General features: G+C 65.8%; 24 protein-coding genes, 1 pseudogene and 1 other annotated feature. Of the genes and pseudogenes, 15 read left to right on the top strand and 10 right to left on the bottom strand.

Features of this window, described 5'->3' with window-relative positions:
- Positions 1–2: 2 nt before the first annotated feature.
- From OG558_RS40065 to OG558_RS40030, 8 genes and pseudogenes are all read left to right on the top strand, one after another.
- Entirely contained in the window at positions 3–1,691 is a 1,689-nt protein-coding gene (locus tag OG558_RS40065) for an ABC transporter substrate-binding protein (protein ID WP_329479036.1), read from the top strand.
- A gap of 66 nt (positions 1,692–1,757) precedes the next feature.
- On the top strand, positions 1,758–3,194 hold the full coding sequence (locus OG558_RS40060; RefSeq protein ID WP_405067688.1) for an alpha-L-fucosidase: 1,437 nt from the start codon (positions 1,758–1,760) through the stop codon (positions 3,192–3,194).
- A gap of 4 nt (positions 3,195–3,198) precedes the next feature.
- Complete coding sequence (locus OG558_RS40055) at positions 3,199–4,143, top strand: glycoside hydrolase family 43 protein (protein WP_405067687.1); 945 nt, start codon at positions 3,199–3,201, stop codon at positions 4,141–4,143.
- Positions 4,144–4,151: 8 nt separating this feature from the next.
- Complete coding sequence (gene larA, locus OG558_RS40050; RefSeq protein ID WP_405067686.1) at positions 4,152–5,414, top strand: nickel-dependent lactate racemase; 1,263 nt, start codon at positions 4,152–4,154, stop codon at positions 5,412–5,414.
- Between the two features lie 194 nt (positions 5,415–5,608).
- Positions 5,609–5,836 (top strand): annotated as a pseudogene (locus tag OG558_RS40045) (sigma factor); the annotation flags it as partial.
- 122 nt (positions 5,837–5,958) lie between these two features.
- Entirely contained in the window at positions 5,959–6,201 is a 243-nt protein-coding gene (locus tag OG558_RS40040; protein WP_405067685.1) for an RNA polymerase sigma factor, read from the top strand.
- Complete coding sequence (locus OG558_RS40035) at positions 6,198–7,049, top strand: hypothetical protein (RefSeq protein ID WP_405067684.1); 852 nt, start codon at positions 6,198–6,200, stop codon at positions 7,047–7,049. The genes OG558_RS40040 and OG558_RS40035 overlap by 4 nt, the downstream gene beginning before the upstream one ends.
- Before the next feature lie 184 nt (positions 7,050–7,233).
- Positions 7,234–7,416, top strand: a complete 183-nt coding sequence (locus OG558_RS40030; protein WP_405067683.1) for a hypothetical protein — start codon at positions 7,234–7,236, stop codon at positions 7,414–7,416.
- 1 nt (position 7,417) lies between these two features.
- On the opposite strand, the gene OG558_RS40025 is transcribed toward OG558_RS40030, so the two are convergent.
- The 7 genes from OG558_RS40025 to OG558_RS39995 all read right to left on the bottom strand — a co-directional run bounded on the left by OG558_RS40025 (position 7,418) and on the right by OG558_RS39995 (position 11,872).
- The gene (locus tag OG558_RS40025; protein ID WP_405067682.1) at positions 7,418–7,651 is read right to left on the bottom strand and encodes a hypothetical protein; all 234 of its coding nucleotides are present in this window, start codon (positions 7,649–7,651) and stop codon (positions 7,418–7,420) included.
- 13 nt (positions 7,652–7,664) lie between these two features.
- Positions 7,665–8,618 (bottom strand): sigma-70 family RNA polymerase sigma factor, encoded by a 954-nt coding sequence (locus OG558_RS40020; RefSeq protein WP_405067681.1) that lies wholly within the window; start codon positions 8,616–8,618, stop codon positions 7,665–7,667.
- On the bottom strand, positions 8,611–8,892 hold the full coding sequence (locus tag OG558_RS40015) for a DUF899 family protein (protein WP_405067680.1): 282 nt from the start codon (positions 8,890–8,892) through the stop codon (positions 8,611–8,613). Before OG558_RS40015 ends, OG558_RS40020 begins: the two co-directional genes overlap by 8 nt.
- A gap of 30 nt (positions 8,893–8,922) precedes the next feature.
- Positions 8,923–9,630, bottom strand: coding sequence for a hypothetical protein (locus OG558_RS40010; protein ID WP_405067679.1), 708 nt, complete (start codon positions 9,628–9,630; stop codon positions 8,923–8,925).
- Positions 9,631–9,687: 57 nt separating this feature from the next.
- A complete protein-coding gene (locus OG558_RS40005; RefSeq protein ID WP_405067678.1) occupies positions 9,688–10,503 on the bottom strand; it encodes an SDR family NAD(P)-dependent oxidoreductase in 816 nt (271 codons plus the stop codon).
- Complete coding sequence (locus OG558_RS40000; protein WP_405067677.1) at positions 10,500–11,225, bottom strand: SDR family oxidoreductase; 726 nt, start codon at positions 11,223–11,225, stop codon at positions 10,500–10,502. Before OG558_RS40000 ends, OG558_RS40005 begins: the two co-directional genes overlap by 4 nt.
- Positions 11,226–11,467: 242 nt before the next feature.
- Positions 11,468–11,872 (bottom strand): PH domain-containing protein, encoded by a 405-nt coding sequence (locus tag OG558_RS39995; RefSeq protein ID WP_405072278.1) that lies wholly within the window; start codon positions 11,870–11,872, stop codon positions 11,468–11,470.
- A gap of 401 nt (positions 11,873–12,273) precedes the next feature.
- Between OG558_RS39995 and OG558_RS39990 the strand changes: the two genes are divergently transcribed.
- Together OG558_RS39990 and OG558_RS39985 are read left to right on the top strand one after the other, a co-directional pair.
- Positions 12,274–12,768, top strand: coding sequence for a MarR family transcriptional regulator (locus tag OG558_RS39990; RefSeq protein ID WP_329479007.1), 495 nt, complete (start codon positions 12,274–12,276; stop codon positions 12,766–12,768).
- 456 nt (positions 12,769–13,224) lie between these two features.
- The gene (locus tag OG558_RS39985; RefSeq protein ID WP_405067676.1) at positions 13,225–13,758 is read left to right on the top strand and encodes a DoxX family protein; all 534 of its coding nucleotides are present in this window, start codon (positions 13,225–13,227) and stop codon (positions 13,756–13,758) included.
- A gap of 68 nt (positions 13,759–13,826) precedes the next feature.
- Here the strand turns inward: OG558_RS39985 and OG558_RS39980 are convergent, their stop codons facing one another.
- Positions 13,827–14,798 carry a GlxA family transcriptional regulator gene (locus OG558_RS39980; RefSeq protein ID WP_405067675.1) on the bottom strand — a complete coding sequence of 324 codons (972 nt, stop codon included), beginning with the start codon at positions 14,796–14,798 and terminating at the stop codon, positions 13,827–13,829.
- Between the two features lie 141 nt (positions 14,799–14,939).
- Here OG558_RS39980 and OG558_RS39975 point away from each other — a divergent pair, with 141 nt between their 5' ends.
- Positions 14,940–15,872 carry an NADP-dependent oxidoreductase gene (locus OG558_RS39975; RefSeq protein WP_405067674.1) on the top strand — a complete coding sequence of 311 codons (933 nt, stop codon included), beginning with the start codon at positions 14,940–14,942 and terminating at the stop codon, positions 15,870–15,872.
- 160 nt (positions 15,873–16,032) lie between these two features.
- On the opposite strand, the gene OG558_RS39970 is transcribed toward OG558_RS39975, so the two are convergent.
- Positions 16,033–16,569, bottom strand: coding sequence for a hypothetical protein (locus OG558_RS39970; RefSeq protein ID WP_405067673.1), 537 nt, complete (start codon positions 16,567–16,569; stop codon positions 16,033–16,035).
- A 254-nt stretch (positions 16,570–16,823) separates the two neighbouring features.
- Here OG558_RS39970 and OG558_RS39965 point away from each other — a divergent pair, with 254 nt between their 5' ends.
- Genes OG558_RS39965 through OG558_RS39955 form a run of 3 tightly spaced genes read left to right on the top strand, consistent with a single transcriptional unit; the run spans position 16,824 to position 19,167 of the window.
- Entirely contained in the window at positions 16,824–17,687 is an 864-nt protein-coding gene (locus OG558_RS39965) for an NAD(P)H-binding protein (RefSeq protein WP_405067672.1), read from the top strand.
- Entirely contained in the window at positions 17,684–18,628 is a 945-nt protein-coding gene (locus OG558_RS39960; protein WP_405067671.1) for a haloalkane dehalogenase, read from the top strand. Before OG558_RS39965 ends, OG558_RS39960 begins: the two co-directional genes overlap by 4 nt.
- Positions 18,629–18,633: 5 nt before the next feature.
- Positions 18,634–19,167 carry an anthrone oxygenase family protein gene (locus OG558_RS39955; RefSeq protein ID WP_405067670.1) on the top strand — a complete coding sequence of 178 codons (534 nt, stop codon included), beginning with the start codon at positions 18,634–18,636 and terminating at the stop codon, positions 19,165–19,167.
- Between the two features lie 316 nt (positions 19,168–19,483).
- On the opposite strand, the gene OG558_RS39950 is transcribed toward OG558_RS39955, so the two are convergent.
- The gene (locus OG558_RS39950; RefSeq protein ID WP_405067668.1) at positions 19,484–20,272 is read right to left on the bottom strand and encodes an alpha/beta fold hydrolase; all 789 of its coding nucleotides are present in this window, start codon (positions 20,270–20,272) and stop codon (positions 19,484–19,486) included.
- A 126-nt stretch (positions 20,273–20,398) separates the two neighbouring features.
- On the opposite strand from OG558_RS39950, the gene OG558_RS39945 reads away from it, so the two are divergent.
- Positions 20,399–21,675 (top strand): IS3 family transposase gene (locus OG558_RS39945; protein WP_405067666.1). Its coding sequence is split into 2 segments (ribosomal slippage): positions 20,399–20,678 and positions 20,678–21,675, totalling 1,278 coding nucleotides; the frame shifts between segments, so codons are not numbered across the junction.
- Positions 20,677–20,829 (top strand) — a sequence feature (AL1L pseudoknot). (Overlaps the previous gene by 153 nt.)
- Positions 21,676–22,410: the final 735 nt, after the last annotated feature.

The following is a 22,410-nucleotide window of genomic DNA, read 5'->3' as shown; positions in this document are numbered from 1 at the left end:
CTATGTCTGTACAGTTCACAAAGCGGAGGCGTGCCGCGATCGCCGGCCTGAGTCTCCTGGCACTCACGCTCGCCGCCTGTTCCGGTGGCGGCGGATCGGAGGATCAGCAGGGTAAGCCGTTGCCCACGATCACCGGGAATCCTGCGGTCACCCTCGATGTGTTCGCGCCGCAGTCGGCCGACTGGAACCTGGCCACGAACGACTTCACGAAGGCTGTGAAGGAGAAGTTCAACCTCACCATCAAATGGCAGAACACGACGTTCGACGGCGGCCCGGCCAAGGAGAAGCGGCAGATCTCGCTGGCCAGCGGTGACTATCCGGACCTGTATCTGCTGATCCCGTGGGTCGACCAGTTCACCCAGACCGACCTGCTGAAGCTCTCGACCCAGGGTGTCGTCGTACCGCTGAACCAGTTGATCGATCAATACGCGCCGAACATCAAGAAGGCGCTGGACGCCACGCCGGAGTGGAAGGCGATGGCGACCGCGCCGGACGGCAAGATCTACGGGATACCCCAGTGGGTCGACTGCTTCCACTGCACGTACCAGGACAAGCTGTGGATGAATTCGGCCTGGCTGAAGAAGCTCGGCCTGGAGCAGCCGAAGACCACCGAGGACATGCGCAAGGTCCTGCAGGCGTTCAAGACCCAGGACCCGAACGGCAACGGCAAGGCCGATGAGATCCCGCTCAGTGCCGACGTGCGGGACGTGCTGATCCCGTACTTCATGAACGCGTTCATCTACGACCCGCAGGGCACCAGCGGGAACAACAACTCGACACTGGTACTGACCGACGGCAAGGTCGACATCCAGGCGAACAAGGATGGCTGGAGGGCCGGCCTGAAGTACCTGAATTCGCTCTACAAGGAAGGCCTGATCGACAAGGGCGCCTTCACCCAGAACCCGGACGCCCTGCAGCAGCAGGGCAATCACGCCGGAACGGTCGTCCTCGGCTCCGCGACCGTGCTGCACCCGGGCATCTTCGTCACGACCGGTTCGCCGGACGGACGGGACAAGCAGTACGACGCCGTACCGCCGCTGACCGGGCCGGACGGCGCGAACTTCACCGGCTACAACTTCCCGAGCGCGCCGGGTGCGACGTTCGTACTGACCAGCAAGGCGACGCAGGAGGAGCAGATCCAGGCGATCAAGCTGCTCGACTACATCTTCACCGACGAGGGTCAGATCAACGGCCAGTTCGGCACCGAAGGCAAGACCTGGACCAAGCCGGCGACCGGTGATGTCGCGCTGGACAAGTCGCTGACGCCGATCTTCAAGCAGATCCCGCAAAAGGTCGGAACCAAGCCGCCGAACTCGGGTTGGGGCGCGCTCGCGCAGTACAACAACACGGCCAGGTTCCGGAACTCCGAGGCGATCAGCACCGACCTCTACTCCCAGGCGGGCTACGAGCGACGGCTCTACGAGGCGACCAAGCTGTACGCCGGCCACGAGGACAAGGCCAAGATCTACCCGTACTGGAAGGTGTGGATCGATCCGTCCCTGGCGAACGAGGTCGCGACGATGCAGACCAACATCGACAGCTACGTGCAGCAGAACGCACTCCAGTTCGTCACCGGTTCGAAGAACATCGACACCGACTGGGACGCCTACGTGAAGGGCCTCGACGGCCTCGGCCTCAAGCGCTACCTCGAGATCCAGCAAACCGCCTACGACAAGATGCCCAACAAGTAGATCAATCCTGGACCGGCCGGAGCACTCCGGCCGGTCCGCCCTCCCATCACCCACGAGGAGCGATCGGTGCCGTTCGACCCAACCTTCGAGTCCCTGGCCACGTTCGAGTGCCCTGACTGGTTCCGGGACGCGAAGCTCGGCATCTGGTCGCACTGGGGAGCACAGTCGGTCCCGCGCTACGGCGACTGGTATGCGCGCAACATGTATCGGGAGGGCACCGATCAGTACCGCTACCACCTGCGGACGTACGGGCACCCGTCGCAGTTCGGCTACAAGGACGTCGTACGGCTGTGGAAGGCGGAGCGGTTCGATCCGGACGAGCTGATGGATCGATTCGTGGCTGCCGGTGCCCGGTACTTCGTGGCCCAGGCCGTGCACCACGACAACTTCTTCAACTACGACTCGATCGTCAACCGCTGGAACTCGGTGAAGATGGGGCCGGGCAAGGACATCGTGGGCCTCTGGAAGGCCGCCGCGGACCAGCGCGGGCTGCCGTTCGGATTCACCGAGCACCTCGGCGCCACGCTCGGCTGGACGGCGGTCAACAAGGGCAGTGACAAGCACGGGCCGTTCGCCGGCGTACCGTACGACGGAACCGATCCGGCCAACCAAGACTTCTATCTCGACAACAGCCGGCACCTGCCGGCCCAGGATGTCGAGGTCCAGGACCCGTGGTACAGCAATGATCCCGAGTGGCACAAGCACTGGCTCGATGCTGTGACCGAGATGATCGACCGCTACCAGCCGGATCTTCTGTACTCCGACGGACCGCTGCCGTTCGGCGAGGTCGGCTACACACCCGGTCTGCGAGCGGTGTCTCACCTCTACAACACCAGCGTGCGGATCCACGGGACGAACCGCGCTGTCTACCAGCAGAAGGATCGCCGGCCCGAGGTGAGTTCCGTCGGAGTGATGGACATCGAACGGAGTCAGACTCCCGGCATCCATCCCGCACCCTGGCAGACCGACACGTCCGTCGGCGACTGGTTCTACAACGTCCGCGATGTCTACAAGACCGCCGGCCACGTGATCGAGATGCTGGTCGACATCGTGTCGAAGAACGGCAACCTCTTGCTGAACGTGCCCCAGCTGCCGGACGGCACGATCGACATCGAGTGCTCACAACTCCTCGACGACCTCGGCGCCTGGACGCGGGTCTGCGGCGAAGGTATCTACGGCACCAGACCGTTCCGCGTGTACGGCGAGGGCCCGTCAACCGTTGTGATCAAGGGTTTCACCGAGGACCGGGTCAGCTGGACGAGCGCCGACTACCGATTCACCCGTCGGGACAACACCCTCTACGCATTCCAGCTGGCCTGGCCGGCCGACCGGCGCGCCGTGATCCGCAGCCTCGCCGACCATGAGACGGTGGCCGGCGTCCGCCTGCTCGGCCACGGCCCCGTCCCTCACGAACAAGCCCACGGCATCCTGGTCGTCCGCCTCCCTGACACCCCACCGCTCAACGTCGCCAACTGCCTTGCGATCGACCTCCACTCGGCCTGAGCGCATGTACGGCTACCTCTATGCGCACTTCAAGCGCGAATCAGTCGATGGTGAGCAGATCTACTTCGCCTTGAGCGACGGCAACGACCCGATGCACTTCGACGACCTCAACGGCGGCAAGCCGGTCCTGTACTCCGCCTCGGGCGAATGCGGTGTCCGCGATCCGCACATCGTCCGCTCCCCGCAAGGCGACCGGTTCTACCTGGTTGCGACCGACCTGCGTCTCTACGCCGGCCTGGACTGGGACCGGCACCAGCGTCGTGGCAGCCGCTCGATCATGGTCTGGGAGTCGACGGATCTGGTGAACTGGGGCGAGGGCCGACTCGTCGAGGTCGCACCGCCCGAGGCCGGCAACACCTGGGCACCGGAAGCGGTCTGGGACCCCCAGCAGGACGCCTACCTCGTCCACTGGTCGTCGACGCTCTACGACGACGCCGAACACTTGGGTGACAGCTACAACCGGATCATGTACGCCACCACCCGCGACTTCCGCGAGTTCTCCGAGCCGCGCGTGTGGATCGACCGGGGATGGCAGACGATCGACACCACAGTGATCCAGCACGAGGGCGTTTACTACCGCTTCCTGAAGGACGAACGCAGCCGCGGCGGCGACGCGCCGTACGGCAAGTCGATCTTCTCCGAGACCTCGACCTCGCTGACGGGCGCCGAGTGGAAGCCGCTGGCCGAAGGTATCGGCCTGGGCACCATCAGCCGGGGCGAGGGCCCGCTGGTGTACAAGTCGAACATCGAGGAGAGGTGGTATCTCTGGATCGACGAGTTCACCTCTGAACGCCGTTACGTTCCCTTCGAGACGACCGACCTCGCCGGCGGCGAGTGGATCGCGTCCAAGGACCACCGGCTGCCGAAAGATCCCTGTCACGGCGTCGTCCTACCCGTGACCACCGAAGAGTACGAGCGGCTCAGTGCCGCGTGGAGAGCCGAATCATGAAGGTGCGTTTGGCGTACGGCGAGTCCGGGCTGGTCATCGAGGCGGACTCGGCACGCACGACCGTGGTGGAGCCGGTTCATCACAAGGCCGCCGCCGATCCGGCCGCAGTCCTGCGCCGTGCGCTGCGTGAGCCCGTGGCTGGACCACCGTTGCGCGAGCGCGTCCGACGTGGCCAGACCGTGGCGATCTCTGCGTGCGATGGCACTCGGCCTCAGCCGCGCCAGGTGATGATTCCAGCTGTCTTGTCCGAACTCGATGGCGTCGTCGACCTCGACGACGTGGTGGTGCTCGTGGCGACCGGTACTCATCGTGGCAACAGCGACACCGAACTGCGCCGGATGTTCGGTGACGAGGTCGTCGACGCTGTGCGGATCGTCAATCACGATGGACGCGATCAGGACCAGTTGGCCTGGCTGGGGATTCATGGCGACGGCGTGCCGGTCTGGTTGAACCGCAGGTGGGTGGATGCGGATGTGAGGATCACTACCGGCTTCGTCGAACCGCACTTCTTTGCCGGCTTCTCGGGTGGGCCCAAGCTGGTCGCGCCGGGACTGGCTGGTCTCGACACTGTTCTCGTGCTGCATGACGCTGCCCGGATCGGCGACCCGAGGGCGACGTGGGGGGTGACCCATGGAAACCCGGTGCACGACGATGTTCGGGCGATCGCCGACGCCACCGGTGTCACCTTTGCCCTGGACGTCGTGCTCAATCGTGACAAGGACATCGTCGCGGCGTTCGGCGGTGACCTGCTGCCGATGCATGCGACCGCCTGTGCCGCGGCCAAGCGAATCGCCATGCAGCCGGTTGATGCACCGTTCGACGTGGTAGTCACCACCAACTCCGGTTTTCCCCTCGACCAGAACCTCTATCAGTCCGTCAAGGGGATGTCGGCCGCACACCAGATCGTTCGCCGCGGCGGCACCATCGTCTGCGCGGCGGAGTGCCGTGACGGCTTCCCCGATCACGGGTCCTACCGCTCGGTCCTCGTCTCGGCCGACTCTCCCCAGGCGCTTCTCGATCAGATCGGCAGCAGCGCCGACACTGCTCCTGACCAATGGCAGGTGCAGATCCAGGCTCGAATCCAAGCGACGAGCCGGGTTGTCATGCATACCGGCTTCCTCACCGACTCCGAACTGCGTGCGGCCCACCTGGAACAAACCGCTGACATCACGGCAACCGTCGCGGAGTCTCTCGCAGCAGCGGGTCCGGACGCACGCCTGTGCATCCTGCCTGAAGGTCCTCAAACGATCCCGTACGTTGCCAGCAGCTGACCGAATCGGCACCAGCGGTCGGGCGAAGGCCGCTTTGAAGGCCGTGGGTTGTCCGACTGGAGGTTGAGCTGTCTGGTACCGCAGGACGTCGCCGCCCTCCAAGCCACCGACCACCTCCGCCCGGCGAACGCCGTCGTACTCGTCAACACCGAACGCGGAACCCCAACTTCTGGGTCGGGACACATATCAGGTGAGTGGGGGACGATCTGGAGGTGGCAGTGAGTGATGGGGAGTTGTGGCGGCGGGGTGTGGACGGGGAACCGGAGGTATTCGGGGTTCTGTTCGATCGGCACGCCAAGGCGGTGTACAACTTCGTGTTCCGGCGGCTCGGGTCCTGGAGTGAAGCCGAGGATCTGACGTCGTTGGTGTTCCTGCACGCGTGGCGCCGGCGGGATGACGTCGTACTGGTGCACGACTCGGCGTTGCCGTGGCTGTTGCGTACGGCGGATTTCGTGGTGCGCAACGAGCGGCGCCGGCGAAGGTTCCGGGGGCTCAACCTGACCCGGCAGGTGCCGGCGACGGACGAGCCGGATCACGCCGACCGGTGGCTGCCCGGATCGACGACGAGCGGGAGGCGAACCGGCTGCGGGAGCTGCTGCGGAAGTTGCCGCGGCACGAGCAGGAGATCGTCGAGCTGTGCTTCTGGAGCGGGCTCGACGCACAGTCGGCGGCTGTCGCGCTCGGCGTACCGCTCGGCACCGTGAAGTCCCGGCTCGCCCGCGCTCGCAAGCGCCTCCGCGATCTCAGCGTCGCCGTACCGTCGGATTCCTTGGAGAACCTGTCATGAACGAGTTGCTCACCCGCCGGCCCGACCGGCCGCTGCCGCCCGGCACGCACGAGCGCCTGCGCGCCGACCTGCTGTCGGCCATCGAGAACGAGCCGACCCGTCCACCCCGCCGGATCCTGGCGCCGGCACTAGCCGCCGCGGCGGTGCTCGCGGTGGTCGCCGGCCTCGCGATCGGCGTACGGGCGTTCCGGACCGACACCGCGCCGCCTGCCTCCGGACCAGCCACGGTGAGGGCGGTGACGGCCGACGAGACCGCCAGCCTGCGCACCCAGTGCCTGGCCGAGGCGAACCGGATCACCAGCAAGTCCCTGCCGCACCCGTTCACCGACTACAAGGTGGTCAAGGCGTTCGAGTTCACCGGTGTGAAGGATCCGAACGTCGTGAGCACCTGGCTGATCGGCTTCGGCAACCAGACCTATCCGACGATCGCCCGGCACCCGATGCCCGAAAGGAGCCATCCGGCGTACTGGCTGTGCAGTCGCACGGCAGGTGGGGTGATCAGCGAGCCCAGCATCAGGTTCTCGCCGAACTCGATCCTGAGCGGGGCGCCGAGTATGCGGATCGCGCGCAACGCAGGCGTCTACACGAAGACCGTCGCCAAGATCACGGTCCAGCCGAAGGGGCAGCAGCCGATCGAGGCGTTTCTGCAGGACGGTTTCTGGTTCGCGCCGACCGTTGGCCGCACGAACTGGGGCCCGTACGACGCCGACGACCCGGGCCGCGGCGACTTCCTGGTTCGCGGGTACGACGCCGCCGGCGCTCTGCTCTACACCGACAGCGGACCGAACCCGACTGCGGCGCCGATCACCTGCCCCTATATGGCGGTCACCCTGCCGAACGGCGTCTGACGTCCCGAGCCCCCCGGTCAAGCCGGAGTGCGTCGAGTACCGCTGGCCGTCCTGACCGTTGCGGAGGACCGCTCCTGAAGTCCTCGAAAGAGTTCCGGAGGCGGTGTCGGATCCGGCCGAAGGTGTTCGTAGAAGGGGTGAGCGGCCGCCCACGAGGGCGCCACAGATCGCAGGAGATGAAACCATGTTCGGGACACCGTTGACGCCAGAGTCGATCAAGGCGGAGACGGCGTACCGGCTGGAGCGGGCCAAGCGTGCGTTCCGGTCCGCGCGCCGCCGGGAGCGCCCGGAGCAGGCCGGCCCCAGCCCCCGCGACGATGGGCTCGCCGGACCCTCCGGCCCACAGGCGTTGGAGTTCGTCGCGTAGCCTACTCGTGCGATGAATGACCGCGGGCCCCGCAGAGGTCGGCGGCGATACTGAATAGTCGGACGCGTTCTGATTGCCGACGTTGTTGATCGTCTTGGTGATCGAGTGCGCGATGGTAGATCTGCCGCATGACGCGGTCGGCGGCGTCGGCCGAACCGAGCATGAGGTGGCAGAACAGTCGCAGCTGTGCGTGAAGCTCCTCGTTGTCCTGGGTGATGTTTTCTGATTCAGACATGCCGTTGGCCGTGTCAGAGCCCGAACAGTGGAAACAGCCCTGAGCCGTGGAACGCGACGATCCGGCAGACGCCCTCGGTTGTGAGTGTCAGTACGTGCAGCGCATGTGGGTGGTGTGCGCCGTCGCGGCCGCGGGCGTACACCGCGAAGGCGGGTTGTCCGTTGGCGGAGGTAGGGACCAGTGCGGCCGGTCCGATCACTCGCATCTGTTTGGCCAGGAAGGCGAGGATGGTGTCGCGGCCTTCGAACCAGGTCGCGATCGGCGGCATTTCCCATCTGGCGTCCTCGGTCAATACCGCGACGAGTTGATCGACGTCCGCGGTTTCGAAGGCGGTGACGTATCGGTCGAGCAGGGCCCGCTGTCGTGGCTCGGCGGGTTCGGTCAGGTCGTCTTGGCTGAGCGGAACCTGGGCTCGGGCGCGCTGGAGCGCGCTGTTGACGGCCGCTGTCGTCATCTCCAGCAGTTGCGCCACCTCGGCGGTACGCCATTGCAGCACGTCGCGGAGAATCAGCACGGCTCGCTGTCGCGGCGGTAGCTGCTGGAGCGCTCCCACCAGCGCGAGCCGCAAAGTCTGTCGTTCCACCACGACCGTCGCCGGATCGGCCGGTGCGGTGGTGAACAGGAAGTCGGGTATCGGCTGGAGCCACGGCACCTCCCGAGCTTGTGCGCCGAGCGCCGCATCCGGGTCTGTCTGGGGGGCGCCGAGATCCGCGGGCAGAGGCCTGCGTCTACTTTTTTCCAGCGCCTTGAAACACGCCCGGGTCGCGATTCGGTACAGCCAGGTACGCAGGGACGACCGTCCCTCGAACGCGTCGTAGGCACGCCAGGCGTCGAGGTAGACGTCTTGCACCACCTCTTCGGCCTCGTCGACCGAGCCGAGCATGCGGTAGCAGTAGGCGAGCAGCTCACGCCGGAACGGTTCGCTCAGCCTTCCGAAATCCTTGTCGCCGGCTTTGGCTTCAGTCATGGTGTGCATGATCCGCCGATTGTGTGGTGGCGGATTGCGCGGCTCGCCCGGTCGGGCCGTATTCGTCGTGTCGCTTCAGCCACGAATATCGCGGCACCTGGGGGTATCCGTCGGGGGAGTCCTCCCAGTCCACCTTCAGCCACGGCATCCGCCTGCGCTGAGCAGCCAACGCGTCCCGTGCGCGGGTCAGCTCCTGCTCCTTCGCCAACAGGCGCAGGCGGGCGGCCTCCCGTTCCGCCGGCGTGACGACCCGGGCCCGGTAGGTGTTGTTCATCATGGTGTCCCTTGTGAGAAGGAATTCGGATCAGTGGACGTCGATGTCAGCCATGTCGATGGCGACGAAGACGATCTGGTCGTCGCCCATTGGGGCGTAGGCCCGTCGCGTGGCGGGGATGACGATGCCGTCGACGTCGCGGTAGTCGGCGGCGTAAAGCTGCGCCTCGACCGTCCGGCCGACGATGTCGATGGTGAAGTCGTGGCGGCGCAGCAACCCGTCCGGGCCGAAGCAGAACACCTGCGTGCGGGTGTGGCTCTTGATGTGGTCGGGGAAGGTCACCTTCAGCCGCCGCCATGTTTCACCGTCGGCCTCAATCGGGGCGATCTCCTCGCAGACGAACCCCGGCCAGGTGAACAGGAACGGCGTATTCAGGTACGTCCACAGTGCTTCCCCGGTGAAGTACGCCAGATGCAGGTCGTCCCACGGCGTCTCGAACTGGTGGCCGTCGAACGACCGTTCCGGGTCGTCGCGTGCCTCGACCACCGTGCCGATCGGTCGTTGCAGGACGACCCGGTCGGGTTCGAAGACCGACCGTCGGTCCTGGCCGACGAAGTCCATGGTCAGCCGTTCCCGCGTGGTGTCCACCTCGAAGCGGACCTTCGTCAGCGCGTCGCCTTGTCCCTTGATCTGCCAGAAGGCCCCGGTGATGGCGGCGTCGACAGCGATCGTCTGGATCCGGTTCCACCGGTCCACGCCACCGTGCGCGGCGACGGCGCTCGCGAGTAGATCGTTCATTCTTGCTCCTCTGTAGGGATGCCCCGGCCGCCGAAACGGCGGTCGGGGCGAGTCGGGTCAGTCGACGATGATTCCGCCGGTCAGGTTGGCGACGGTGCCGGTCATCGCGGATGCCCGGTCGGAGGCGAGGAACACCGCCGCTGCCGTGAGTTCGGCCAGCGTGGTCGGGCGCTTGCGGTGGCTCATACCACTCGCTAGCGCAATGAACTGCTCCTTGGTGATCCCCAGCGCGTCGGCGTGCAGCCCGTACACGACGTCGATGACCGGTGTCTCCACCATGCCCGTGGTGCGTAGGCAGATCGCGCGAACACCGTGCTGGGCCCATTCGGCCGACAGCGCGCGGTTGAGGCCTTCCATCGCCGCCCAGCCGACGCTCATGCCGCCCACCAGGGGCAGCGGCAAGCGGGCCGGTTCGGGTGTGTGCATCATGATCACCCCCGACCGCCGGGCGATCATGTGCCGTGCGGCGGATTTCGCGGTGATGAAATGAGCCTGGGCATACGTGGTGATCGGGCGCAGGAAATTCTCGACCGGCAGTTCGATGAGCGGTATTCCCTGCAATCCCACGGGCGAGATTCCGATCGCGTTGAACGACACGTCGATGCTGTCGGCGTCGGCGACGACGGCGTCCAGGTGCTCGGTCACGGATTTCTCGTCCAGGGCGTCGACCACGGCGGTCTCGACTGCTCCACCCGCGGCGGAGATCTCCTTCGCGATCGTGTCGATGACGTCGAGATTTCGCGCGGTCAGGAACACCCTGGCACCTTCGTGAGCGAAACCGCGGGCCACCGCACTACCGACCGCGCCGCCCGCGCCGTAGACGACGACATTCTTGTTTTCCAGCAACATATCCTTCTCTTTCTGGTTGTTCACGCCATCGCGTGAAGTCCGTGGCCGGTGAGCTGGTACTCCCGGTGCTCGTCCTGGTTGTAGGTGTCCTGGCACAGCCGCGCGATCTCGGTGCCGACGATGGCCGGCGTGAGAAGCGGTTGCAGTGCCGCCGCGAATGTGTCGGTGTCGATTCCCTGCCGCTGGGCGTATGCGGCGACCCCGGCGGCGCCGAGTTCGGTGGCAGGCGTCAGTTGCGGCAGCACGGTAGCGAAGCCGATGCCGAGCTGGGCGCGGCGGGATTCATCGGCGGCGTATCCGGCGAGAAATCGGATCATCGCCTTTGCGCCCGAGTATCCGCCGCTGAGCGGTGAGCCGCGCAGGGCAGCCCCGCTGGATATCGCCACCACCAGGCTGCCTGGCGTCAGCGGGTGGCGCAGTGCCGCGCGGATCCAATGGAAAGCGTGTTGGGTGTCGACCTGCCAGTTGCGGCTGAACGATTCCCAGGACTGTTCGTGTACTGGGCCGATGGCGGGCGTCGCGCCCGCGTTGAGCACGAGCAACGTCGGTTGGTGTTGCTCGATCAGGGTGCGGGCGGTCTCTGCGTCGGTCGCGTCGGCGACAACCGGGACGAACGCCGCACCCAATCGTCGGTGCACGTCCGCCAATGCGTCGGCGGTGCGTGCCACGCCGACGACCTGGTGACCTTGGTCGATCAGCGCGGCGGCGATCGCCGATCCGAAGCCGCGGCCCGCTCCGGTGACCACCGCCGTGGTCTGTGACTGGCGTGATGAGCTCATACCTATACAGAGGCGAGCTCACCGCGAAAGTCATCGCTGCGGCTCGGTTCGGGTTCTCACAGAGGGTGTCCGATGATTTGTCCGGCGACCGCTCGAGCCGGGGGTATCTCGTCGGGTCAGGATCCGGAGCATCCAGCCTTGGCCTGAACACGAAGTTGGAGGTCGTCTGGCACGTGACGCATTCCCATGTTGGCCCCGTTCGGCGCCGATTAGCTCGGACCGACGAGGAGGCCGACGACTGCGGCAGAGATGCTCGCCGCGGTGCCTGCCAAGAGCACCGCAGCACCCCACGACGGAGTGCTCTGGCGACGTGTTGCTGTGCTTCGGCTCGCGAGCCGGAGCCGTTCGAGCACAGCGGCGACCTCTACGGCCGATGGTCGCCCGTTCTGACCGTCAAACCGCCAGGTTTCACGGCCGTAGCGGCCAAGATCAACGTTTACTTCGTACCGCCGAACCCGAAGTCGTTCGATCGCTGACCAGGGAAAGGCACGCTGACGCAGCACCCCACGGATCTCGAAACCTTCTGCCGTCACCGTGAGGCGACAGCAGGGACCTCGTAGCTCGTCGTACAGAGGCCACAAGAAGAAAGTGCCCAGCCCCAGCCACCATGGCATGGTGCTGCCCGCCAGGTAGACAATCCCAAGTGGCCAGCTGACGAGTACCGAAACCAACCGCCACGAGCTCCCGCCGCTGCCCTCAAACTTTGGGCTCCAGGGCAAAATGGGAAGTTCGGGTGCCGGCGTAAAGTCCTGGGCGTCCCACGGCCGCTGCGCATCGATGTCGTCCACGAGCCACCATCCTGAGATTGTCGATCATCCAAGCTACGACGCAGCGAGCGGCTGAGCCGTTGCACCTTGCGTGGTGGTCGTGGTAGCCGCCGCCGTCCATCTTGCAGTTCTTCCGGAGGGCGTTGCTTGTTCTGCCTTGACATATGCGCCGCTCCCATGCGGAGTAGCCTCCTCGGGGCCTGAGTACGATATTGTGCGTATGTCATACGACACGAGGAGCAGATTTTATGAGTCCGGGGTCTTCCAGCGTGGCGCGACGCCGGCGGCGGCTGGCGACCGAGATCAAGGACTTGCTGCGCCAGTTGAGCAACGAACTGTCGTTGCTCAACCACCAGGTCGGCACGCACCTCGAGCTGAAGGACGTCGACCTGGACTGCTTTGAGCTCATCAGCCGGTACGGCCCGATGAGCCCGAGCAGCGTGGCAAGACGGGCGGGGCTGCATCCGGCGACGATGACGGGCGTGCTCGACCGCCTGCAGCGGGGCGGCTGGATCACCCGTGAACGCGACCCGGAGGCCACTGACCGTCGTGCCGTGACCTTGCGCGCACTCCGCGACCGCAATGCCGAGGTGTTCCACCTCTACTCGGGAATGAACAGCACGATGGACGACGTCCTGGCGGACTACTCCGAGGGCGACCTGGAACTCCTCGTCGGCTTCCTCCAACGCACTACCACTGCCGGCCAGTCCGCCACTGCCACGCTCGCTGAGGCCGAAGTCTAGGTCTCGGTCCACTTCGGGCCTTCAGAGCTTACGGCGGCCGGGAGGAGCTGTACGCCGCGTTTGTCGCGCGCCGGTCGCCTGCCACCACTCATCCGCAGCCGGTAACCGCAGCACTCGGCCCAGCTAACCACGGGCAAGCTCCGGTACCCGCGCCAGGACCTGGCGCCACGACGGCCGCCGCCCCTCATCACGCCGGCGATATCAGTGCCAGGCAATGCGCTGGCCCCGCCCTCGATGACGTCGCTTCGCGGGTTCTCGTCGGAATCAGCGTTGGAACGGCCGGCGGATCAACACTACCTTCAGGCGCGCTTGGTGATGCTGAAAACAGATGATACGATTCTCATATTATCTCTCATGCGAATTTTCGGCATCAGGGTGGGCAGTGGAAGGAAGCTCCCGCAGGGAAGCAGCGACGAGCCGACCGCCAGACCTTCCCGTACGCGAAGGAGCAGCAACATGAACACAACGTTGAACGTCGTTCTCTGGATCGCCCAAGGTTTCCTCGCCCTCTTCTTCCTCGCGGGTGGCGCCCCGAAGGTCCTCGGCCGCGGCATCGACCGTTGGACCGGGTTCTCCGACCTGCCCCGCGCCCAGGTGATCCTCGTCGGTGTCGCGGAGGTTCTCGCCGCCGCGGGTCTGGTGCTGCCCAAGGTGACCGGAACGCTGCCGTGGTTGACCCCCCTGGCGGCCATCGGTCTTGCCGTCATCGGTCTGATGGCCGCTGGGTTTCACGTGCGCGCCAACGAGCACCTCAACGTACTGGAGACATCACTCCTGGCTTGCATCGGCGCAGTGATCGCGATCGGTCGCTGGGACCTCATCGACTCAAGCGCCGATGTCTCGCCACGGACGCTGGTCGTAGCTCTCTGCCTGCTGGTCCCTGCGGCCATCATCAACGTCATCGTCCTCTACTCGGGCAATGGCGAGCTGGCTGCGCCGGAGCACAGCAGTTCCGGACAGGTTGACGGAACCCGGCAGCCCGTCGGGTGACGACGCTACCCGCGGTCCACCCTAGGCCGATCCGGAGTGACAGATCGGTGCCTACGGCATGCAAGGTGTCATGCGGACAGGTCCTGAGCGCGAAAGGTGCGCCGATAGGCCGCTGGGGAGACGCCGATGGCGGCGCGCAGGTGTTGCCGCAGGGAGTTGCCTGTGTTGAAGCCGGCCTGCTGGGCAACGTGATCGATCGGCAGGTCGCTGCTCTCGAGCAGCTGGCGGGCAAGCTGGACGCGCTGCAAGGTCAGCCATTCGCCAGGTGTCAAGCCGACCTCGGATCGGAAGCGTCGCGTGAATGTGCGCACGCTCATCCGTGCGTGGCCCGCCAGCTCCGCCAGGGATAACGCTTGGTCAAGTCGATCCAGAGCCCAGGCCCGTGTCGCGGAGGTGCTCGCTGTCGTTGCCTCTGGCACCGGCCGGTCGACGTACTGCGCCTGGCCGCCATCGCGCCAGGGTGGGACCACGCAACTGCGCGCCACCTGGCTGGCCACTGCGCTTCCGTGGTCGAGGCGCACCAGGTGCAGGCACAGGTCCACGCCCGCCGCAGCTCCGGCGGACGTCAGGATGTCGCCACCGTCGATGAAGAGCACATCCTGATCGACGTCGACGCGAGGAAAGGTCTGGTGGAAGTGCTCGATCTCTTGCCAGTGCGTGGTGGCGCGGCGCCCGTCAAGCAGGCCCCCGGCTGCCAGCACGTACGCCGCCGTGCACAGTGAGGCGACCCGGGTCCGTGGCCCGATCAGCGCGAGGGCAGCAGCCAGCGGCTCGGGGAGAACTCCCTGGTCGCGAATCGAACCCAGTGACGCAGAGGGAGGAATGACCACCGTGGCGGCGGTCGCGAGTATCGATGAGTCGTGCTCGACAGTCACGGAGAACCCAGCAGCAGTACGGACCGGCCGACCGTCCAGTGTGCAGGTGACCACCTCGTACAACGGCTTGCCGTTGGCGCCTTCCGCGCTGCCGAAGATCCGAGCAGGGATTCCGAGCTCGAAGGGGATGACTCCCTCCAAAGCGAGCACTGCCACGCGATGCATGGCCGGATTCTGTCACATGATGTCCATCGAGCCACTACCTGGCGAAGGACTGGCGGGTGACCCTGGACAGTGTCCGGGGTGGTCCCGGCGTCACGACGACATCGGAGAACTTGAATGCGATCGGAGTCCGGCGGTGTGCGGATGCGTGCGATCAGCCTGCGCGACTGGGGTGGACCTGAGGTTCTTGAAGAGATCGAGACGGATCGGCTGAACCCTGGGGCGACGGAGATCCTGGTGCGTGTGCATGCCGCCGGGGTCAACCCGACAGACTGGAAGGCCCGGTCGCATGGCGGCTTGAGGCTCTGGGACGACCCTGTGATTCTCGGCCACGACGTCTCCGGTGTGGTCGAGGCCGTCGGGCTGGGGGTGACATTGTTCGAGCCCGGCGACGAGGTGTTCGGGATGCCTGACTTCCCACGCCAGGCTGGGGCGTATGCAGAGTACGTCGTAGCGCCTGCGAGGCATTTCGTCCGGAAACCGGAGGGAATCGACCATGTCCATGCGGCTGCGCTGCCGATGGCCGGGCTGACGGTGTGGCAGGCTCTGACCGAGATGGTGAGCCTGAGACCGGGGCAACGGGTGCTTGTCCACGCGGCCGCCGGTGGCGTCGGGCATCTCGCCGTACAGATCGCGAAGGAACTTGGTGCCTACGTCATCGGAACCGCTCGGCAGGACAAGCATCTCTTTGTTCAGAAACTCGGCGCCGACGAGGTGATCGACTACACCCAGGTCGATTTCGCCGACGCGGTATCGGATGTCGACGCGGTGCTCGACACGATCGGGGGAGATTACAGCATTCGTTCGCTCCGGACGCTTCGCCGAGGCGGCACCCTCGTGAGTCTGGCCGCAGCGGCCGATGCTCCTTCTGCCGACGTGGCAATGGAGTACGGCGTCCGCTGCGGGTTCATGCTGGTCGAGCCTGACTATGCCGGCCTGAAAGCCATCGCCGGTCTCGCCGCGGCAGGGCGGCTCATCGCCGAGATCGCAGCTGTTCTCCCACTGGCCGAAGCTGCCGAGGCCCACATCCGAGGTGAGACAGGCCGCACCACGGGAAAGATCGTCCTCGTCCCGTGACCCTCGCTCGCTGATTGCCTCAGCGTGAGACCAGTTTTTGGTAGAGGTCAGCTGGTTGGGCACTGCGAAGCTCTGGTCGAAGTGCCGGAAGTCGATGCCGTCCTTCAGCGCGGTCATCTGATGCATCACGACCTCGGGCTCCGGTGAATGCCGCTGACCGTCAGGACAGCAGGGCGCATCCATCGACGACGTGACCGGTGGTGGAGAGTTCGACGATGTCACCGGACGCGTCAACCGTGCCCAGGATGTGGCCGCCGCTGACGAGCCTCAGTGCCGGTGCGCCCAACCGTGCCTTCTGCGCTTCCCTGACCCAGGCCATTGAGTTGCCTTCGAAGTCCAAGGTGGAATGACTGTCCGGGTAGACAGTGAATGTCCCAGGTCCTCCGTTGTCGTAGTCGATGGAGACCCCGGTGTTCAGGTTGGTCAGGCGGTTGATGAGACGTCCGGTCACCCGCGTGGTGATCGAGCCGTCCGCGTTCTCGGTCTGCTGCACCACGTACTCCCGGTCCTCGATAGCGCTGATGTGTATCGGGAAACCGCAGACGTCCGCCGGGATGTCGCCGGGGGTGTTGCCGACCGGGACGCGGGGGTCACCCGTCCCCGCCTGCGCCATGCCCGTCGCGGTGGTGATCAGCGTTGTGATGACGGCGAGACCGAGTCCGATGCGGAGTGCCAGTGGCGATTGCTTGCGCTTCATGGAGTTTCTCCCTTGCGTCCGCGGCGCGGGTGGCCGTTGTTGTGAGATGCGGTCAGGTGTCGAAGACATTGCACGAGATTCATAACATATGGAGAGCGTATGTCATCGGGCGGGCTGCGCTCGTCATGCGCGGCCCCAGGACGCGACCGCAACCATCGACGAACTCGGCCCAGCCGGTGCCTCAGGTTGCGTCAGGAGAAGATGTGACTAATATGGGGATCATAATATACGAATCTCGCAGAGATGGAGTTGTCATGATCGTGATCACAGGAGCGACCGGCACCGTCGGACGTCCGCTCGTCGCATTGCTGAAGGATCAAGGCGTCGCCGTCCGTGCTGTCACCAGGTCCGCCGAAGTGGGGAAGGTGCCGGCCGGCGTCGACGTTCACAGGGCCGATCTGGCGCGGCCGGAGGACGTCGCGCCCGCTCTGGAGGGAGCCAGCGCCCTCTTCGTGCATCCGCGTGCCGTCGGTGAGAGTGCGGCGAAACTGCTCGCACTTGCCGCCGAGAAGGGGGTGCGGCGAGTGGTGGTGCTGTCGGCGATCAACGTCGACGACGATCCGGAGTACCAGCCGTCGCGATTGAACGGTGATCGCAACAAGGAGGTGGAGGCCGCTGTCGCCGACGCGGGATTGCCATGGGTCGCAGTGCGGGCCAGTTCGTTCGCCACCAACGCCATCGGCATGTTCGGCGCCCAGGCCCGCGCCGGCGACGTCGTCCGGGCCCCGTATGCGAACTTCGCCGAGGCCCCGATCCACGAGTCGGACCTGGCCGCGGTGATCGCTCGTGCGCTGGTCGATGACGACCTGGACGGACGCCGGATCCCAGTGACCGGTCCGCAGTCCGTGACCCATCAGGAAATGGTCGCTGTCATCGGCGAGGTGATCGGTCGGCCGCTCCGTTTCCAGGAGGTCCCGCCGGAGCTGGCCGCCCGCGGACTGGTTGCGAATGGCCTGCCGGAGGCTTTCGTCGACGCACTGCTGGCCAGGTACGCGCGGGACGCCGGAAAGCCGGCCCGCGTCACTGATGAGGTGGAGCGGATCCTCGGCCGCCCGGCGAGCAGCTTCGCCCAATGGGTCGCGGATCACGCGGACGCTTTCCGGGCGGTGGCGTCATGACGATCACCGTCCGTCGTACTCCGGATGCCAGATTCGAAGGGCTCCTGGACTACCCATTCGAACCGCACTACTTGGACATCGATGCCGGCGACGGCGCCGGCACTCGGCTGCGCGTGCACTACATTGACGAGCGACCTGATCCGGCCAAGGCGTCCGGCGAGACGGTGCTGCTGCTGCATGGCGAGCCGACCTGGAGTTTCCTCTACCGCCACATCATCCCGCCGTTGGTCGCCGCCGGGCACCGCTGTGTCGCCCCCGACCTCGTCGGCTTCGGCAAGTCCGACAAGCCCGCTAACCGATTCGACTACACCTACCAGGCTCACGTGGACTGGCTGCGCCAGGTCGTCTTCGACCGGCTCGACCTGTCCGACGTGACAATGGTTTGTCACGACTGGGGTGGCCTGCTGGGCCTGCGCGTGCTGGGCGAACACCCTGACAAGTTCCGGCGCGTCGTCGCGACGAGCACCTCGATGCCGACCGGGGACCGGGACCCCAGCGGCCCGCTGTCCATCTGGCTGCAGATCAGCCAGCGGTCGAACCCGTTCGTGGCGAGTCAGGTCATCGACCGCGGTACGGTCACCGAACTCGATCCCGCGGTTCGGGCGGCGTACGACGCGCCGTTCCCCGACGAGAGTTACCTGCAGGGCGCCCGGCAGTTCCCGCTGCTCATCCCGCTCACACCGTACGACGAGGCGACCGTACCGAATCGCAAGGCATGGTCGGTACTGCGGACCTTGTCGATCCCCTTCCTGTATGCGCACGCAGATCACGACTACGGAGTCGGCGAGGGGAGGACGACTCTGCGCGAAGCGGTTCCGGGCGCGCAGGAGGTCGTCCTCGAGAACGCCGGTCACTTCGGCCTGGAGGACCGTGGGCCCGAATTCGTCGCCGTGGTCGACGAGTTCATCCGTTCAACCGCCACAGTCGAGAGTGACAGGTGACCGTCATGTTTGTCGCGAAGGTCTCGCGGGCGGCGAGCCTGCTATTCACCGGACTGTTCGCCGGGTTCCTACTGGGGGTGCTCGTGCTGGAGAACTCGCTGCGGGGCTACGACGCCTCGGTCTATACGCAGGTTCGGAAGGTAGAGCTCGATTCGCTCGACACGCTGGCCTCCGTCACCTTGATCCCCGCACTGGTCTCCACTCTGATCCTGGCCGTTCTGACCATCCGGGCCAGAGGCAACGATCGGTGGCTGCTACTGGCGGCGTTCGCGTTGCTGGCGCTGGTGTTCGTCACGTCGCTGGCGATCAACCTGCCGATCAACGGCGATCAGGCCGACTGGTCAGTGCAGGCTCCACCATCGGACTGGGCGAGTGTGCGGGACCGCTGGCAACTTGCCCACGTGGTCCGCACAGTCTCCGCCGTACTGGCGCTGTGCTCACTGACCGCCGCCGCTGTCAGCCAGACGGTCCGGCGCAATACCGGCGCAGGATCCGACCGTGTCCTGCTTGGGAGCACTACGGGTTCATCTCAGCAGTAGCCGGCCCCGTTGTCGCGTCATCGCACCGGATCTGCTGAGCCTGCCTGGCCCGACGACCAGCACTCCGGTGCCGTCGATCGACGGCACCGGAGCCCTACCGAGGCAGCCTGGAGCAGGCGGTCTGCGCTGGAGAATCTTGACAGAATGTTGTGCGGAAGTCGTATGACACGAGGAGCCGACCTTATGAGTCCTGTATCTTCCGGCGAAGCGGCGCGCCAGCGGCGGTCCAGTTGATCGGGGTGGCCGGTGCCCGGCGAGGCGGGGCAATGAGCTCAACCTCCGACTGATAGAGCCCTCGGACGGAATTACGCCTTTGTCATTGCTGGAAGAAGCTGGTGAGGACCGGCTTCAGTGCGGCTGGTGACACGGCGTGGCTCTGTCCGTCGAGGGCCTGATACTTGCCATCGGGGAGAATTCCGGCCAGTTGCCGAGCCCCGGTACGCAGCAGTTCGGGAGCCTTGCCTCCGGCCAGGACGAGAGTCGGCACCTTCACGTCAGCGAAATCGGCGGCTTGGAGCGGCTTGCCGTAAATCTTGTCGTCGACGATCGCCACGTCGTACGGAAGAGTATGAGCCAGCCCGGTCAGGCGTTTCCATAACGGCAGCAGCCGCATGACGCCGACCGCGAAGCCAGGTGCGCCCATGCCCTTGGTCATCATGTACCTCACCGCAGCACTCCGATTGCCTTCGGCGACGAGCGTGTTCAGGTGCTTCTGGAAGTCGGCCGGTGGCAGTGGTTTGCTGTGGTCGACCCGGAACGGCGGTTGATACAGCGCGAGGCTGCGAATGCCGATGTCCGCCGCGGCGGCGTGAAGGGCCAGCGCGGCGCCGGAGGACTGCCCCCAGACGTGCGCCTCGCCGCCGGCTGCCTGGACGAGTGCTTGTAGATCTTCGATCTCGCGTTGGACCGCGTATGGCCGGGTGTCCGTACTGTCACCACGTCCCCGGCGGTCGTAGTTGTAGACGGTGAACCGGTCCGAGAGGGCGGCCACCAGCTTGGGCAGCATCGGGTACTTGCGGTAACCGAAGGCCCCGGCGACGAGGATCAGTGCGGGGCCGGTGCCGGCCTTGTCGTACGCGATGGTCGTGCCGTCAGGCGAGGTCACTGTGTGCATAATCGTGTTCTCCAGTGGAATCTGGTCTTCGTACCAACTCGTCGAATGACTGGGTCCGTAATCGACTGAATCGCCCCGGGTCTGATGGAGGCTCTCAATCCATGGAGGATGAGAGTTATGGCGGCACCGAGGAAGTATGGCGACGAGTTGCGTGAGCGGGCCACGCGGATGGCGGTGGATGCGCGCAAGGACCCGGCGACGAGGTCGGGTGCGATTCCGCGGATCGCGGAGCAGCTCGGTGTGCACCGCGAGACGTTGCGGGGTTGGGTCCGGCAGGCTGAGATCGACGCGGGGACGGTGGCGGGGACTACGATCAGCGATGCGGAGCGGATTGCGCAGCTGGAGCGGGAGAACCGCGAGCTTCGGCGGGCCAACGAGATCCTGAAGACGGCGTCGGCTTTTTTCGCGGCGGCGGAGCTCGACCGCAAGGTGAAGTAACCGAGGTGCCGACTGCGGTGCTGGTCGAGTTCATCGACCAGCACCGCGACCGGTTCGGGGTCGAGCCGATCTGTAAGGTCCTGGCCGCGGCTGGGATCAAGATTGCCCCGAGCACCTACTACGCCGCCAAGAGCAGGCCGCCGTCGGCCCGGGCGGTTCGCGACGCCGAGCTGGTCGCGGCGATCCGCCGGCTGCACAAGGTCAACCTTGAGGTCTACGGTGCGCGCAAGATCCATGCCGAGCTGAATCGGGGCGGCATCAACGTTGCCCGGTGCACTGTGGAGCGGCTGATGCGCGCCGAGGGCCTGCGAGGGATCAGGCGGGAGAAGACCCGCAAGACCACCCAGGCCGGGGGCGCTCAGACATCACGTCCGGCCGACCTGGTGCAGCGGCGGTTCGTCGCCGATGCTCCTAACCGGCTGTGGGTGGCGGACCTGACCTATATTCGCACCCGCTCCGGGTGGGTCTACGCCGCGTTCGTCCTCGATGTGTTCTCCCGCCTGGTCGTGGGCTGGCAGGTCTCGACCAGCCTGCGCACCGACCTGGCTCTGGACGCCCTCGACATGGGGCTGTGGGCACGGCAGCGGGCCGGCCACGACCTCACCGGGCTGATTCATCACAGCGACCGCGGGGCCCAATACCGAGCTGTCCGCTACACCGAGCGGCTCGCCGAGGCCGACGCCGTCGCCTCCGTCGGCAGTCGCGGCGACTCCTACGACAACGCGATGGCCGAGGCCTTCAACTCGCTGTTCAAGGCCGAGCTGATCCGCAACCCCGCCACCCGACCCAACACAGGCTGGAAGTCCATCAGCGACGTCGAGATCGCTCTCGCCGAATACGTCGACTGGTTCAACCACCGACGCCTACACGGCGAGATCGGCCACGTCCCACCCGCCGAGCTCGAAGCCAACCACTACAGTGAAATCCCCGACCTCACCGAGGCCGGAGCCAAGTAATCGAGCCTCCACGAACCCGGGGCGATTCACAAGCGAGGAGGTCGAGGTGCCGGCTGACGACGAAATTCGAGCTCCATCTGGGCACGAACGTGCTCGGCCATTTCGCCCTCACCGGGCCGCGATGGCGTCCGCGTCATGGGTTATCTGCTGCTGTTGTGGGTTCTCCCCTGGTGCACCAGGGGAGAACCCAAACCTCGAGGGGATATCCGGCTCTTCCGACAGGTGGGAGATCCTCCCCAGCCGTGGACGTCGACCTGCTCACCCCACATACCGACATACGCGCGCAAGGGGTTACACAACAGCTCCTGCTTCGCCGGATCCGGACCGCCCGACAGCACGTGGGCCAGCGTCCGTTGCCAACTGCAGGCCGCCGTTGCCATGGCGATGTGAAGCGCGGAGATCTGCTGGAACTCGGTGGCGGCGTCCGTGTAGATCCACTCGTTATAGGCGGGCAGGTGTAGTGACCTCTGTCAGCGGCGTTTACGTCCAGCCCGAGCCCGGCCTCTGCCAACCCAGTGCCTGAGTTCATCCGTCGCCTCCTCATTTCGCCTCTCTACCTGCGGAATGACTCTTCCCGGCTCGGCGAATGCAATGATCGGCGTCCACACGATCCGTCCAGAGCGGCTGGACCATCGGACCGCAGGAAAGTGAGTGATTGCCCGAACGCTTGACCGGGGAATCTTGCGGCTCCAGAACAGGCCGCGAACAGTCATCGTCGTGCTGTCACAACTGACA

The organism is Kribbella sp. NBC_01510 (assembly GCF_045040325.1).
Classification (GTDB): domain Bacteria; phylum Actinomycetota; class Actinomycetes; order Propionibacteriales; family Kribbellaceae; genus Kribbella.
This window is presented reverse-complemented; position numbering and strand designations above follow the sequence as displayed.

Excerpts from the sequence above, each read along its gene's own strand:
- OG558_RS39985 (WP_405067676.1), top strand. The coding sequence starts at position 13,225 with ATGAACACAACGTTGAACGTCGTTCTCTGGATCGCCCAAGGTTTCCTC.
- OG558_RS39965 (WP_405067672.1), top strand. The coding sequence starts at position 16,824 with ATGATCGTGATCACAGGAGCGACCGGCACCGTCGGACGTCCGCTCGTC.
- OG558_RS39970 (WP_405067673.1), bottom strand. The coding sequence starts at position 16,569 with ATGAAGCGCAAGCAATCGCCACTGGCACTCCGCATCGGACTCGGTCTC.
- OG558_RS40055 (WP_405067687.1), top strand. The coding sequence starts at position 3,199 with ATGTACGGCTACCTCTATGCGCACTTCAAGCGCGAATCAGTCGATGGT.
- OG558_RS39960 (WP_405067671.1), top strand. The coding sequence starts at position 17,684 with ATGACGATCACCGTCCGTCGTACTCCGGATGCCAGATTCGAAGGGCTC.
- OG558_RS40030 (WP_405067683.1), top strand. The coding sequence starts at position 7,234 with ATGTTCGGGACACCGTTGACGCCAGAGTCGATCAAGGCGGAGACGGCG.
- OG558_RS40025 (WP_405067682.1), bottom strand. The coding sequence starts at position 7,651 with ATGTCTGAATCAGAAAACATCACCCAGGACAACGAGGAGCTTCACGCA.
- OG558_RS40010 (WP_405067679.1), bottom strand. The coding sequence starts at position 9,630 with ATGAACGATCTACTCGCGAGCGCCGTCGCCGCGCACGGTGGCGTGGAC.
- OG558_RS39980 (WP_405067675.1), bottom strand. The coding sequence starts at position 14,798 with ATGCATCGCGTGGCAGTGCTCGCTTTGGAGGGAGTCATCCCCTTCGAG.
- OG558_RS40065 (WP_329479036.1), top strand. The coding sequence starts at position 3 with ATGTCTGTACAGTTCACAAAGCGGAGGCGTGCCGCGATCGCCGGCCTG.
- OG558_RS39995 (WP_405072278.1), bottom strand. The coding sequence starts at position 11,872 with ATGCCATGGTGGCTGGGGCTGGGCACTTTCTTCTTGTGGCCTCTGTAC.
- OG558_RS40035 (WP_405067684.1), top strand. The coding sequence starts at position 6,198 with ATGAACGAGTTGCTCACCCGCCGGCCCGACCGGCCGCTGCCGCCCGGC.
- OG558_RS40015 (WP_405067680.1), bottom strand. The coding sequence starts at position 8,892 with ATGAACAACACCTACCGGGCCCGGGTCGTCACGCCGGCGGAACGGGAG.
- OG558_RS40020 (WP_405067681.1), bottom strand. The coding sequence starts at position 8,618 with ATGACTGAAGCCAAAGCCGGCGACAAGGATTTCGGAAGGCTGAGCGAA.
- OG558_RS39990 (WP_329479007.1), top strand. The coding sequence starts at position 12,274 with ATGAGTCCGGGGTCTTCCAGCGTGGCGCGACGCCGGCGGCGGCTGGCG.
- OG558_RS39975 (WP_405067674.1), top strand. The coding sequence starts at position 14,940 with ATGCGTGCGATCAGCCTGCGCGACTGGGGTGGACCTGAGGTTCTTGAA.
- OG558_RS39955 (WP_405067670.1), top strand. The coding sequence starts at position 18,634 with ATGTTTGTCGCGAAGGTCTCGCGGGCGGCGAGCCTGCTATTCACCGGA.